We start from the raw sequence: 13,681 nt of genomic DNA on the forward strand, positions 1-13,681 counted from the left end.
GAACAGGGGCACGAGGATTCAGAAAATGGACAAAAATAGGCCCCTTTTTGCAAAGCAAGTGGCAAAAAACAGCGTGCCGCGCTGAAACGATGTGTGTAAAGAAGCAGTGAGATTCCTGAAACGAAAAGCGGTCAAAAACAACCGTTTTTCGTCTTTTTTTGGCTTAAACGCTTTTTGCCAGAACAGGATGTTTCCCTGTATTGTTAGGATATCATTTGAAGCAGATAACTGCTGGATAGAACAAAGGAGATTTTACATGCTAGCACAAGAAATGGGTGTCATGTTCACCAAGCACGCCGATCAAATTACTTCCAAGCGTTGGGGGGAATTTATTCAGCAATTGGAGGAAAAAGGCTTGTACGTGCTCATCGAGACGGACACGATCGGACGAGTAATGAGCCCTTTGGGCGGATTGATGCCCATGCCCTGCAAGAGCGAGACGCTCCACATTGTGACAGCAGAAGAGCTGGAGCAACGCGGTCTGCCGCTCGGTCACCACATCGTGACGAAACCAAAAGAAAAAGCAACCACTGCCTAAGCGCAATCGAACGGACAAAACCTTTTCAGCCTTGGAAACAAGAGGCAGAAAAGGTTTTTTTGTGTGATTATCAATTGATAATGAAAATCAAAATCAATATAATGAAGAAAAATGTGGCAGGCAATGCGTACCAATCGTTTGACATAGAAGAGGGGCAAAAAGGATGAGGAACATGCATATTCAAGCGGAGTTTTCCGAGTTTACCGAGTACAATCAAGTGATCACGGACCAGCTGGAATGGGCCCGCTCAGAGGAAATCGACGGGATGGAGCGGTTGCACGATCTGCCGCCGCACTATGGGGAAGGGTACCATCGGCATGTGGCGGTGCGCGAGGGACTGAGGCTCGATTACAGCAACATGTATTTGCACCAAACTTTTTCGATGGAGACGAAAATGAAGTACCCTCATCTGGAGCTGGCTTTCAATATCGAGAGCGGAGCGAACTGGACCGTGAATGGCGGGCAGCAGGAGTTTTGCTCACAGACAGGAAGCGCTCAGCTGATTTACATGAACGATCTGACGTGCCATGCCCAGATGCCGAAACATGAGCGAATTTCCCATCTGGAGCTGAGCTTTGACTACAAGCTGTGGAGCCAGCTGCTGGAAGCGATGAACGCGTGCCCCGAGCAGTCGTTTGCGAGGCTGGAAACGACGATCACCCCTGGGATGACGCACATTATCGAGCAGGTGATCAGCAATCCGTATCGGGGAACGATCAAGAAGCTGTTTATAGAAGGCAAGGCCATGGAGCTGTTGGCGCTGTTTCTGCAGGAGGCGGAGCTGGAAAAGGAACAGCGGATTTCGCTGAAGGCAGATGACGTCAAAAGCATCCATGAAGCGAAAAACATCCTGCTAAAGACGCTGGATCATCCGCCAAGCCTGATACATCTGGCGAGAAAAGTCGGGATCAACGACTACAAGCTGAAAATCGGGTTCAAGGAAGTGTTCGGAACGACAGTGTTCGGCTTCGTGCGGCAGCAGCGGCTGGAAAAAGCCAAGCTTTTGCTGGAGAGAGAGCGGGTCAGCGTCAGCGAGGCGGCATTGCTCGTAGGCTACAGCAACTTCAGCCACTTTGCTTCGCTGTTCCGCAAAACGTACGGGGTGAATCCTAGCTTGTACGGCAAGCGGCTGGAAAAACCGTAAAAGCAACAAAACAGTCACAACCGTTTTGTTGACCGCAAGCGGCCACATCCCATTTCATGAAAAACGGCGAGACATTTTTCATCGCAAAAAAGACGTTCAATCGCGAGCGTCTTTTTTTGTTGCGGGCATTTTCTCCCTCTAGGGGCAGTCTCTCTCCGCGAAATGGCGGTAAAGAGGCTGCCCCTCACTCTATGATAAAGAAGGAACAGCAAAAGAGAGAAGCAAACACAGGAGAGGTGAAAAAATGAAAGCAGGCTTGGAGAACGCTGGCCGAGTACAACGGGCTTGGAGAACGAAAGACTTGCTGATGGCCGGGCTTTTGGGAGTGGTTTTTGCCATCGTCATTATCGGGGTCAATTACGTGTATATGCTGGCCACTTCGCTTACGGGTCCGATTTATTCCCGTGTCCTTATCGGTTTTTACATGATGCCGGGCTTTATGGCGCTCTATCTTATCCGCAAACCGGGAGCAGGCGTGCTGGCTGAACTGGTAACGGGTCTGGTAATGATTCCGTTCACCTCCTACGGCTGGATGATGCTGATCGGGCAAGCGATCAACGGATTGTATTGCGAGCTGCCTTATGCCGTTGCACGCTATCGGACGTACAGCGGACGGTTTATGTTGACAGCCGCCGCCGTAACAGGCGCGCTGGCAGTCCTGAGCGAGTACCCGCTGACAGGCTATGCGAACTTGTCATTCGGATCACAGGTCGGTTTGTTCGCGGTGACGGCTGTCAGTTGCGCCTTGGTTGCATGGCTCTCCCGCGCTTTGTGCCATTCGCTGATGCAGGCAGGCTTGCTGACGGACTATCGTGTGAGCCTCGCGAACAAAGCAGGGCGATAGCTGATGGATAACGGTGTTTTGGATGTGCGGAATGTCTGTTTCGGCTACGATGCCGCCGAACAGCCTGTCCTGACTAACGTGACATTCCGTGTACAAACAGGCGAGCTGCTGCTCATCATGGGGGCATCCGGGGCGGGCAAAAGCACGCTCGCCCTCACCTTGAACGGATTAATCCCGCACGCCGTCCAGGGGAGCTATGAGGGCGATGTGCGGATAGCAGGGCGAAGCACGAGCGAGGCAACCGTAGGGGAACTGGCGATGCATGTCGGGATGGTGTTTCAAGACCCGGAAGCGCAACTGGTTGCTTTTACGGTGGAGGATGAGGTCGCTTTCGGTCTGGAAAATCTTTGTCTGGACCGCGAAGAGATGGAGCGGCGCATCACGCAATCGCTGGCAGAAGTAGGACTTTCTGATCAGCGCAAAAAGGCAGTGGAGCACCTGTCCGGCGGGCAAAAGCAGCGGCTCGCGATTGCCTCTGTGCTGGCGATGCAGCCGCAAGTGATCGTGCTGGATGAACCGACAGCGCTGCTCGATCCGGCAGGCCGCGCAGAAGTGTTCGCCGTCATTGAGCGATTGAAGCAAGGCGGGCGACAGGCGCTCGTTCTCGTGGAGCACCATCTGGACGAATGCATCGGATTGGCCGATCGTGTGCTTGTGCTCGGCAAGACAGGAGAGGTAAGCGCCGAAGGGGAAGCGCGACGCGTCTTTTCCGAAAGCTATGAGCGGCTCTGCGAAGAGGGCGTCTTTTTGCCGGAGACGGTGCGGCTCAGCAAAGAGTTGGGGCTGTCGCCCGTCGCGCTCTGTGCGGATGAAGTGGCGGAACAGATCGGAAAAAGGCTGGGCAACGGCTTTGCTTTTGGCAGCCTGATCCAAGAGAAAAGCTGGTCGGAGGGCGCTCGGCCCGCTGCGTGCGCTGAGCAAACGGCAGACGCTGGACGCTCCGCATCGCCCGAAGACGAAGCAGGCGTCCCGCTGCTTGCGATCAGGGAAGGAATGCTGTCCCTCGCCGCTTCGGGCGTGCTGCAAAAATCAGTGGGAGCGCTGACCATCTCCAGTGGCGAGCTGTTGGCCATCGCGGGAGCAAACGGCGCCGGGAAGACGACGTTGGCTTTGCACTTGATGGGGCTGTTGCCCGCCCACAAAGGAGCGCTCTTTTTGTCCGGCAAAGACATGACAGGGCTATCGATGGCCGAACTGGTGCGAAACATCGGGTTTGTTTTTCAAAACCCCGAGCATCAGTTTGTGGCGGAGACAGCAGAAAGGGAGCTTGTCGTCGGCATGCCGGAACGGGATGAAGAGCAAGCCCGTGTGCAGGCCCAGTCTCTGTTGCAGCGGTTTGGTCTTGCTTCTGCTGCCGGGCGCAGTCCGTACCAGTTGAGCCAGGGAGAGAAGCGGCGGCTCAGTGTTGCGACGATGCTGACAGAGGAGCGCAAAGTGCTGATCCTCGATGAGCCGACTTTTGGCCAGGATCAAAAAAATGCCAGAGAGATCATGCAGATGCTGCAAAGCCTGCAACGCGAAGGAGTGGCGATTGTCTTGATCACGCACGCGCTTTGGCTGCTTGCGGAGTATGCCGATCGGGTGGCTGTGCTGGCAAAAGGGAAGCTCGTCTTCCACGGCACGGCAGCTCGGTTGTTTTCGCAGCCGGAGCTTTTGAAACAGGCGAGCTTGCGTCTGCCACCAGCAGCAGAAATGGCGCAAAAGCTGTCCGTGTACGATCCGAGCTTGGCCGGGATTGCGACTTACGAAAATGTGCGAGCAGGCTGCCTGCGATTGCTGGGCGAGCGGACGGGGGTGGAGGCGTAAAAGATGAGCGAGAATCAGTGTGTCCCGGGAGCTTCCGCTTCGTATTTGCATCGTCTCAATCCACTGTCCAAGCTGGTAGCGACGCTGCCTGTGACTGTTTTTTTAACGCTGGTGACAAATGTGTGGACGCCCGTCGCCTTTATCGTGGCAAGCGCCTTGCTGACGGTTTGGCTCGGGCGCGTCCAGCTGTTTTCCTACATGAAAAAAATCGTCGTGCTGCTCCCGTTTCTGATCGGTTTTCTCCTCACGTATCCATTCATGATCGACAGCGCAGCCGGGGGCAACCAGCCAGGCTCGCAGGCAGGCGTGTTGCTCGGATTGACTACGGGACTTCGGCTGCTTTCGCTGTATGCAGTCATGCTATTGTTTGCACTGACGACCGAGACGCCTGATTTCGTGCGGGCGCTGGTGCAAAATTGGCGAGTGAATGACCGGATCGGATACGCCGTGCTGGCGATTTTGCGGTTTGTGCCGGATATGCAGCGGCAGCATCGGACGATTCGCTGGGCGCGTCAAGTGAGAGGCTTGAATGAAAAAGCGAGAAAAAGTCGGTTGTCTTACGGGGAGAGAGTGAGAGGGACGACGCTTCCGCTGTTGGTCACGGCGATCCGGCAGGCAGAGCGGATGGCTTTGTCCATGGATGCGCGCGGGTTTGCAGTCCATCCGCGGCGCACTTACTATCGGGCAAGCGTGTTCCAGCGGGAAGACTGGCAGTTTGTCCTGCTGTTCTGGCTATTGTCGGGGCTGTTGGTTGCAGGCTTGGCTTTTGCTGGTCTGCTTGGGGAAATCTCGTTTCTCAAAATGTTTGCCTAACGCTTGGTGGTCTAGAAAGCATGGAAAGGGAGGGAAGAGGAATGAGCGAGAAAAAAGGCGTGCTCCGACTGCTGGAGATTGCGGATGAGAAGCGGAGCTTGCTGATCGTTTCGGCCATTTTGTCGTCGTTGAGCGCCATCTGCATGCTTGTGCCTTACGCATCTGTCTATTTTATTTTGCAGGAGCTGCTGCTGCATGCCTCGTCTGTGGCCGATGCAGACGGGGCGTACATGATTCGCTGGGGCGTGATTGCCCTGTTCGGACTGGTGGGAAGCCTCATTCTGATGTACGCGGGAGGGATGGTATCGCACATTGCCGCTTTTCGGATTTTGTACGGCTTGCGTGTGAAACTGGCTTCCCATATCGGCCGTTTGCCGCTTGGCTGGCTGAGTGGCACGTCGACGGGGGCAGTCAAGAAAACGCTGGAGCAAAACGTGGAAAAAGTCGAGACGTTCATCGCCCACCAATTGCCCGATTTGGTTCAGGTGGTCGTGACGATTGTCGTCATGGTCGGCGTCATGTTTTACTTGAACGTGTGGCTGGCGCTCGCCTGCGTAGTGCCGATCGTGCTGGCTCTTTTGGTGCAGGTGCTGTCGTTTCAAGGGACGCGGACGAAAGAGAACATCAAAAAATATTACGACTCGCTGGAGCGGATGAACGGTTCCGCCGTGCAGTACGTACGCGGCATGCCCGCGATCAAGGTGTTTGGGCAAACCGTCCACTCTTTTCGCCAGTTTTACGCGGACATGATTTCGTACCGCGATTATTGTGTCAAGCATACGCGTGATTTTCAAAACGGATATTTGACGTTCAAGGTCATTTTAGGCTCGTTCGTCGCTTTCATCCTCCCTGTGGGGGTTTTTCTGTTGAGCAGCGATCCGCACAATGTGGCGTTCGCGTCTGTCCTGCTGTTTTTCCTCGTGATGGCGCCGGGGGTGTCCGCCCCGATGTTCAAAATTATGTTTTTGACTTCGACGCTGCGCGACATTGGAGAAGGGGTAGAGCGGATGGATCGGATTTTTGCCGAACAGCCTGTTGCCGAGCCGCTCGCTTCCAAACAGCCGCAGCATTTTGACGTCGCGTTTGACGACGTTTCGTTCGCCTATGCGAGCGCAACCGCAACAGAAGGCACAGAGGGCGCACAGGCACAGCAAGGAAAAGAAGCCCTTTCGCATGTGTCTTTCCTGGCGCGGCACGGGCAGGTGACCGCACTCGTCGGCCCGTCGGGAGCAGGCAAGTCGACGGTAGCCAATCTCATTCCCCGCTTCTGGGATGTGCAGGAAGGCGCCATTCGCATTGGCGACGTGGACATTCGCGATCTGTCCAGCACCGATTTGATGAACACAGTGGCGTTTGTGTTCCAGGAGACGTTTTTGTTCTATGACACGGTGTACAACAACATCGCGGTAGGATTGCCCGATGCTGCGCCCGAAGCGGTCTATGCGGCAGCGAAGGCCGCGCAGTGCCACCAGTTTATTCTAAACCTTCCGCAAGGCTACGATACGCTGATCGGCGAAGGCGGGGTCTATTTGTCAGGGGGAGAGGAGCAGCGCGTGGCCGTGGCGCGGGCGATTTTGAAAAATGCTCCGATTCTCGTCCTCGATGAAGCGACAGCTTTTGCCGATCCCGAGAATGAATACGAAATGCAGCTGGCCTTGGCCGAACTGGTGAAAGGCAAGACCGTGATCGTCATTGCCCATCGCCTGTCCACGATCCGGGAAGCCGACCAGATTCTCGTCATGCAAGGCGGCAAATTGGTCGAGCAGGGAAAACACGAGGCGCTGCTACAGCAAAACGGCTTGTACGCCCGGATGTGGTCGGCGTACACCGATGCGCAAAACTGGCAGATCGGAAAAGAGAGAGGGAGGTTGGCTGCCGATGAGCACGTTAAGCAATATAACAGCCGGTAAACCCCGCGCATTGCTAAAGCCTGTCTTTTACACGACGATTGCGAACCTTGCCAGCATTGTGCCGTTTGTCTTGCTGGTAGAGGCGGCGCGCTTGATTTTTGAACCGTTTGTGCACCCGGACGCACCGCTGAACACAGGGCGTTTATGGTGGATATGCGCATGGCTGATCGCGTCTCTGGTGCTGCTGTTTCTGACGGAAATGCCCGCCTACCGGGCGCAGTTCGGCGGCGCATACAGCGTGGCAGCAGAAGGGCGGGCCAGACTTGCGGAGCATTTGCGCAAGCTGTCGCTCGGTTATTTGAACAAGCGGGACCCCGGCGACTTGGCGAATATGATGATGGGCGATTTTGCGATGGTCGAGCACGGGATATCCCACCTCGTCCCGCAAATGATCGGGGCGCTGATCATGCCGGTCATTGCTATCGTCGGGCTGTCTTTCATCGATTGGCGGATGGCGCTCGCCTTGTTTGCCGCATTTCCAGTCGCGATCATGCTCGTTTTGCTCACGTCTGGCATTCAGCGCAAGCTCGGCGCCCAGCATATGCGGGCCAAAATTGATGCCGCGAACCGCTTGCAGGAATATTTGAACGGCATTCGCGTCATCAAAGCGTACAATTTGACAGGCGAGCGCTTCGTGCGGCTGGAGAAGTCTTTTCGCGAGTTCATGAGACAGAGCATCCGCATCGAAGGCTTGCTCGGGCCGATCGTGCTGGCGGCCATCGCCTGCATTCGGGCGGGTCTGACGCTCATGGTAATCGCTGGCACGTATTTGCTGGCTGGGGGCAACCTCGATCTGATCACGTTTGTCATGTTTCTTTTGGTAGGAACAAGAATTTTCGATCCGCTGACCACGGCGCTCGTCAATTACGCAGAATTTCGTTATCACGAGCAGGCCGGCGAGCGGATCGTCGATTTGCTGGCTGAACCGACGATGCCGGGCGAGCTGCATCCGCCGGACGAAAACGATGTGACGCTCGATCACGTATCATTCGGATACAACGAAAAGCTGGCGCTCGACAACGTCAGCATGCACATGCCGACAGGATCGTTCACCGCTTTGGTCGGGCCGTCCGGCAGCGGAAAAAGCACCGTGCTCCGCCTGATTGCCAGATTTTACGACCCGACCAGCGGGCAAGTGCTGCTCGGACAACAGCCGCTTGCAAAAATGGACCCGGAAGCGTTATTGTCCCGCATCTCGATGGTATTTCAAGATGTGTATCTGTTTCAGGACACGATCGCCAACAACATTCGCTTCGGCAAAAGAGACGCGACACAAAAAGAAATCGAAACGGCAGCCAGACAGGCGTGCTGCCACGAGTTTATCATGCAGCTGCCAAACGGCTACGAGACGATGGTGGGAGAGGGAGGAAGCACGTTGTCCGGCGGGGAGAAGCAGCGCATATCCATCGCCCGGGCCATGCTGAAAAATGCGCCGATCGTCCTTTTGGATGAGGCGACCGCTTCCCTCGATCCGGAAAACGAAGCGCACATTCAGCAAGCGATCGACAGGCTGATTCAAGGCCGGACGGTCATCGCAATTGCCCATCGCTTGAAAACGATCCGCCACGCTGACCAAATTTATGTGCTGGATCAAGGCCGTGTCGTGGAAGCAGGCAAGCACGACGAGCTGATTGCCCGCCACGGACTGTATGCGAAGCTGTGGGGATTGCAGCAGCAAACAAGCGGCTGGCACATTTCCTCGTAACGCGTTGTGACGAAAAACCCCGTCTGGCCGATGCGCCAAGCGGGGTTTTTTCTAGCGGGCAAGCTGATCGCCGATGACGATTTGCACGCGCGTGCCATCCGGGTACTTTTCGAGCTGGTTGGCGATCCACGAACCTGCCCCGCGGTTGTCGGAAGGGGAAATATAAGCGATATCTGCTCCCTTGCCGCCTTCCTTGCACATTGCCATCGGCCATTCGTCGCGATCGTAGCCGCGTTTGGTCGGGATGCCGCGCAAGGAATCTTCGCGGTGCTTGTCCGCCGATTTGCGGTCGATGGTACAGACAGCAGACTGGCCTTTTTCGATGGCGGAGCGAATGTGCTCTGCCGTCTCGGGATAGCGCTCGCGGGGAAAGGTCAGAACGACATCGGCTTGCACAGACGTGTTTGTGGTCTGGCTGTTCTGTTGCTCGGTTAACAGACTGAACAATCCGATCCCGATCAAAAAAGCGAGGGTGAACAAAATTCGTTTGATTCGCACGTTGCTCTCCTTGGTCCGTTTTTGCGACAATCGCTGGTTCGCCGCATGGGAAAAGGGCAGTTCATCCACGGGCGATAACCGCGGAGATCAACTGCCCTTTGGTTCATTATACCAATCTAGGACAAGCGTGCTAAGAAAAAACTTTTGCGAAAATGCCGCTGCGTACTTCTCTGTTGTCCGGCTGGCCCCGCCACGGCCTGCTAAGTTCGGCTTTGTTTGGCATCGTCTGTGCCCGGCCCGGGAAACAGGCTTTTCATGCACAGCCAGGCGAGCACAGGCCCGGTTCCAATCGCGAACACCAGCCAGTTTAACGTCGAGGCCGAGACGCTGATCGCGGTGACGAGCAGGAACAGCGAAATGCCGACCAGCCGACCGACATCCAGGGCAAATTCGCGCAAAACGACATACTCCACCCGGTTTTTCGCGCTCTGTTCATTCGTGCCGATCAAATCAAAAACAGTCGAGATCATCGGCATCGAAAAAAGCGGGTAGGCGAGCGAGACGACGATCCCGAAAGCGAGCAGTGTCGTATAGCTGACCTGCCAGAAAAACAGGAGCAAGATGCCGGACATCATGACCGCGCCTGTGAGCATGCCCCATTTGCGGTAGCGCGGGGCGTACCATTTGGCCGCCACATAGTAGCTGAGCAGCCCGACGGCCGAGGTAATCAGCCAGAAATTCCCCAGCGTCATTTCGCTTTTCGTGGCGATGTAGACAAACAGCCCGATGATGAAGCCGAACACGCCTTCGCGCATGCCTTGTGCGGCGAGAGCGGCGGCAGCGAGACGCCACTTGGGTTCCTCGCGCAGACAGCGGAAGGAAAAGCCCCAGGAGTACGTTCCTTCCGACTGGCGCTTTTTCAGAAAAAAGCTGATGATGCCGCCGACGACGAACAGAGCGAGCGAGAGGGCGAAGATCAGTCTGTAGCCATTGTTTCCGGGGAGACGGGAGATCAGCCAGCCTGACAGCCAGGGAGCGAGCATGCCGCCTACGGAAGCCAACAGTCCTGCCCAGCCATTGAAGCGGTCGCGGTTGTCTGGCCCGGTAATTTCAAAGTAAACGACGTTGAACGCAAGCCAAAAAAAGCCGACCGCCATCCCCTGAACCAGCCCGAGCCAGACGGCGTACGACACAGCCTGCGGGCCAGCGAGGAGCACAAGCAAGTAAAAAAGCGCCGACCCGGCCATCCCCGCGCGCAGGATGTTCATTTTGTTGAACTGCTTGACGTACGCGCCAGCGAGCCAAAAGGTCAGGGCGCCAGCCAAATGGGTAGCAAATGTAAACCAGGCGATGGGCGCAAACTGACTTTTCACCTTCCACAAATAAACGTTCACGAACGTACCGGAGAGAGCGCCGGCAGCGATGAACAATCCATTCACCAACAGCAAAAGCCGAGCCTGGTTGTCCAGTTCGCCGGGCTTGGGAGATTTAGGAGCAGCGGAGCCAGGCGCTTTTGAAGAGGTGCTGTTCATCGCCGGAAAAAAGGCAGGAAGGCGGTTCTTCGTTTTTTGCTGCATACGATCACCCCGCTTCAAAAATAAGAGTTGAACATAACGTACCCTTCCTGGCGGGCTTTCAACAGGAATCGGCGAAAGTACCGTTTTTTTCCTTGCGTTTCCGTCATCGGCGAAGTTTTTTTCAGAATAGGAAGGAAAAAGGTGAGCGGCAAACAAATAAGGAGAGGGGAAGGCGAGCAAGAATACGGATCGTACATCCACGAGGAGGAGCATACATGGCGACGACCATTTTCAAAAACGGACGCATCTATACAGGGGATTCGCGGCATTTGTTTGTGGAGGCTCTCGTTGTTCGTGACGGGATCGTCCACGATTTGGGCAGCGATGCGGATATGCTGCTGCAATACGGACGCAGCGATGCGCAAGTGATCGATTTGCAAGGCTGCACGGCAACACCGGGGCTGATCGACAGTCATCTGCACTTGGGCTGGCTGGGGCTGACCTTTTTGCAGCTCGACTTGCGCGAGGCGAAATCGAAGGATGAAATGCTGTACCTCATCCGACAAAAGGCGAATGAGACAAAAGCGAATGAATGGATACAAGGCTTTGGCTGGGACGAGAATCTGTTTGTCGACGGCGGAGGAATCCCGAGCATCGAGGAGCTTGACGCCGCTGCGCCGCACTGCCCGATCTTTTTGCCGCGCATTTGCGGACATGCGAATCTGGTCAATACAAAAGCGCTGGAGCTTGCCGGATATCATCCTGACATCGAGGTGCCCGCTGGCGGAGTGATCGTGCGCGATTCGCTCACCGGAAAGCCGACAGGGATGCTCCTCGAAACGGCTTCCAATCTGATCACCAAACATATTCCGCGCCCTGATTACGATACATTAAAAAAAAGCTTGCGCAGCTCCATCCGCTACGCGATGCAGCACGGCTTGACCGGAGCGCATACAGAAGACTTGCGCGAACTGAACGGACTGGCGCAGACGTATCGTCTCTACGATGAGCTGATCAACGGGGAAGAGCTTGCGCTGCGCTCCCATCTGCTCGTTTACTACCCGCACATGCATGAACTGCGCGACCTGAACATGACCGCCGGCTATGGAAACAGCCACGTACAGATTGGCGCGGTGAAAATTTTCGCAGACGGGGCTTTGGGGCGCAGAACCGCTTACTTGTCCGCACCGTACGCAGACGATCCGTCGACGAGCGGGTACCCGGTACACGAACAAGAGGAGCTGACCGAGCTTGTCCGGCAGGCGCGTCAGCTCGGCATGCCGATTGCGGTGCATACGATTGGCGACAAGGCGCTGGAAATGGTGCTCGACAGTCTGGATCAGTTTCCGACCGTCGCGTATCGGGACAGATTGATCCATACGCAAATTTTGCGCCCGGATTTGCTGGAGAGACTGAATCAGCCAAGCCGGATTGCCGACATTCAGCCGCGCTTCCTCGCAGGCGACTTCCCGTGGGTGATCGACCGTGTGGGAGAAGAGCGCATCCAGGACTCGTACATTTGGAGGACGATGATGAACAAGGGAATTATTTGCGCGGCAGGATCAGATACGCCAGTGGAACCGATCGATCCGTTGCTGGGCATTCACGCGGCCGTGACGCGCAAGGCTCCGGGCGAAACACACGGCGGCTACCTCCCGGAGGAAAAATTGACGATGGAAGAAGCGCTCCATTTGTTTACACTGGGAGGCGCTCAGGTGACAAACGAGGAGCAAGTAAAAGGAACGCTGTCTCGCGGAAAATATGCGGATATGACGGTTTATTCCAAGGACTTGTTCACGATCGATCCGGATGAATTGCTCACGACGAAAGCCGTCATGACGGTCATTGGCGGAAAAGTTTGCTATAGCAGCTAACGAAAGCTCAGATGCCCAGGAAGCATCAACGAAAAACCGGCTCTTCGAAAATGCGCTGCACCTCCAGGTTGTACGTATCAACACTTGGGGGCAGGGCGCACAAGGAGCCGGTTTTTGTATGGGCAAATTCGCGAACAACGAACAACCTCGTCATGTTGACAAACGGGTCTGCCGCTTGCTGCGCAGCCATTTGCCCACGTCGATTTCCGCAATCAGCACGCTGGCAAGTACAAGTGCTGCGCCAATATACCCGCGCGTGGTCAAAATCTCGCCAGCGAACAAAAAGGCAAACAGGGCAGCGAATACAGGCTCCAGCGAAAAAATCAGTCCGGTATGAGTCGCGGTCGTATATTTTTGAGCCACCGTCTGGACGACAAAGCCGATGGCACTGCACAAAATACTGAGAGCGAGCACAGCGACCCAGCCTTCTGTCGAATGCGGCAACACAGGCGATTCGAACAAACAGGAAAAAACGAAACCGAGCAAGGCGGTGAAGCCAAGCTGATAAATGCCGAGTTGAATCGTGTCCGAAAAGGAGGCAAATCTGCCTGTCACGGTAATGTGCATGGCGTAACAGAGCGCTCCGGCGATACACAGCAGATCGCCTTGGCTGATCCGCAGTTCGGTGTTGAGCGTCATTAGACCGATGCCGACCATGGCGAGTCCCGCCCCGACAAACACGCGCTTTTCCGGGCGGTGGCGAAACAAAATCGACAGCAGCGGGACGAAAATGACCGTCAGGCTGACCAAAAACCCGGCTTGGGAAGCCGTCGTCGATTTGACCCCGTTTGTAATCGTGGCAAACACGCCAAACAGGAGCGTGCCGAGAATCGAGGCGTGCAGCAATGTTTTACGGCTGGTGCTGCGCAACCGTTTGTGAAAAATCGCTGCCGCCAAAACAAAAGCAATGCCAAAGCGGATGGCGATCAGGTTAAACGTCTCCAAATCTTGCAAGCCCATTTGCATAAACAAATAAGACGATCCCCAAAACAGGGTAACCAGCAGCATTGCCAGATCGGCTTTTACTTGCGGTTTCATTTGTGCCTCCTTGCCCGGTTGACCAGGCGCGACCATGAAGTATTCGTATTGCGC

Annotated in this window: 11 protein-coding genes; 8 read left to right on the plus strand and 3 right to left on the minus strand. The window is 55.5% G+C overall.

Translation table 11 applies throughout. The annotated features are described in order from the left end of the window. The first annotated feature begins 256 nt into the window (after positions 1-256). The 7 genes from EDM60_RS17390 to EDM60_RS17425 all read left to right on the plus strand — a co-directional run bounded on the left by EDM60_RS17390 (position 257) and on the right by EDM60_RS17425 (position 8,760). Positions 257-538 (plus strand): hypothetical protein, encoded by a 282-nt coding sequence (locus tag EDM60_RS17390; RefSeq protein WP_063229853.1) that lies wholly within the window; start codon positions 257-259, stop codon positions 536-538. Between the two features lie 172 nt (positions 539-710). Next, complete coding sequence (locus tag EDM60_RS17395) at positions 711-1,682, plus strand: helix-turn-helix transcriptional regulator (protein WP_167470323.1); 972 nt, start codon at positions 711-713, stop codon at positions 1,680-1,682. 244 nt (positions 1,683-1,926) lie between these two features. Beyond that, on the plus strand, positions 1,927-2,526 hold the full coding sequence (locus tag EDM60_RS17405) for an ECF transporter S component (protein ID WP_122965101.1): 600 nt from the start codon (positions 1,927-1,929) through the stop codon (positions 2,524-2,526). Between the two features lie 3 nt (positions 2,527-2,529). Next, complete coding sequence (locus EDM60_RS17410; protein ID WP_122965102.1) at positions 2,530-4,332, plus strand: ABC transporter ATP-binding protein; 1,803 nt, start codon at positions 2,530-2,532, stop codon at positions 4,330-4,332. A gap of 3 nt (positions 4,333-4,335) precedes the next feature. Continuing rightward, positions 4,336-5,145 carry an energy-coupling factor transporter transmembrane component T family protein gene (locus EDM60_RS17415; RefSeq protein WP_122965103.1) on the plus strand — a complete coding sequence of 270 codons (810 nt, stop codon included), beginning with the start codon at positions 4,336-4,338 and terminating at the stop codon, positions 5,143-5,145. Positions 5,146-5,186: 41 nt separating this feature from the next. Continuing rightward, on the plus strand, positions 5,187-7,055 hold the full coding sequence (locus EDM60_RS17420; RefSeq protein ID WP_122965104.1) for an ABC transporter ATP-binding protein: 1,869 nt from the start codon (positions 5,187-5,189) through the stop codon (positions 7,053-7,055). Next, positions 7,024-8,760, plus strand: a complete 1,737-nt coding sequence (locus EDM60_RS17425; RefSeq protein WP_122965105.1) for an ABC transporter ATP-binding protein — start codon at positions 7,024-7,026, stop codon at positions 8,758-8,760. Before EDM60_RS17420 ends, EDM60_RS17425 begins: the two co-directional genes overlap by 32 nt. Before the next feature lie 51 nt (positions 8,761-8,811). On the opposite strand, the gene EDM60_RS17430 is transcribed toward EDM60_RS17425, so the two are convergent. Beyond that, positions 8,812-9,258, minus strand: a complete 447-nt coding sequence (locus EDM60_RS17430) for a NucA/NucB deoxyribonuclease domain-containing protein (RefSeq protein WP_122965106.1) — start codon at positions 9,256-9,258, stop codon at positions 8,812-8,814. A 200-nt stretch (positions 9,259-9,458) separates the two neighbouring features. After that, on the minus strand, positions 9,459-10,775 hold the full coding sequence (locus EDM60_RS17435) for an MFS transporter (RefSeq protein ID WP_122965107.1): 1,317 nt from the start codon (positions 10,773-10,775) through the stop codon (positions 9,459-9,461). 215 nt (positions 10,776-10,990) lie between these two features. Here EDM60_RS17435 and EDM60_RS17440 point away from each other — a divergent pair, with 215 nt between their 5' ends. Next, a complete protein-coding gene (locus tag EDM60_RS17440) occupies positions 10,991-12,589 on the plus strand; it encodes an amidohydrolase (protein ID WP_122965108.1) in 1,599 nt (532 codons plus the stop codon). Between the two features lie 150 nt (positions 12,590-12,739). Here the strand turns inward: EDM60_RS17440 and EDM60_RS17445 are convergent, their stop codons facing one another. After that, positions 12,740-13,627, minus strand: coding sequence for a DMT family transporter (locus EDM60_RS17445; RefSeq protein ID WP_122965109.1), 888 nt, complete (start codon positions 13,625-13,627; stop codon positions 12,740-12,742). Positions 13,628-13,681 lie beyond the last annotated feature (54 nt).

This window comes from Brevibacillus parabrevis, from assembly GCF_003710905.1.
Lineage (GTDB): Bacteria > Bacillota > Bacilli > Brevibacillales > Brevibacillaceae > Brevibacillus > Brevibacillus parabrevis.

Coding starts and splice junctions, on each gene's coding strand:
- EDM60_RS17390 (WP_063229853.1), top strand. CDS start 257: ATGCTAGCACAAGAAATGGGTGTCATGTTCACCAAGCACGCCGATCAA.
- EDM60_RS17395 (WP_167470323.1), top strand. CDS start 711: ATGCATATTCAAGCGGAGTTTTCCGAGTTTACCGAGTACAATCAAGTG.
- EDM60_RS17405 (WP_122965101.1), top strand. CDS start 1,927: ATGAAAGCAGGCTTGGAGAACGCTGGCCGAGTACAACGGGCTTGGAGA.
- EDM60_RS17410 (WP_122965102.1), top strand. CDS start 2,530: ATGGATAACGGTGTTTTGGATGTGCGGAATGTCTGTTTCGGCTACGAT.
- EDM60_RS17415 (WP_122965103.1), top strand. CDS start 4,336: ATGAGCGAGAATCAGTGTGTCCCGGGAGCTTCCGCTTCGTATTTGCAT.
- EDM60_RS17420 (WP_122965104.1), top strand. CDS start 5,187: ATGAGCGAGAAAAAAGGCGTGCTCCGACTGCTGGAGATTGCGGATGAG.
- EDM60_RS17425 (WP_122965105.1), top strand. CDS start 7,024: ATGAGCACGTTAAGCAATATAACAGCCGGTAAACCCCGCGCATTGCTA.
- EDM60_RS17435 (WP_122965107.1), bottom strand. CDS start 10,775: ATGCAGCAAAAAACGAAGAACCGCCTTCCTGCCTTTTTTCCGGCGATG.
- EDM60_RS17440 (WP_122965108.1), top strand. CDS start 10,991: ATGGCGACGACCATTTTCAAAAACGGACGCATCTATACAGGGGATTCG.
- EDM60_RS17445 (WP_122965109.1), bottom strand. CDS start 13,627: ATGAAACCGCAAGTAAAAGCCGATCTGGCAATGCTGCTGGTTACCCTG.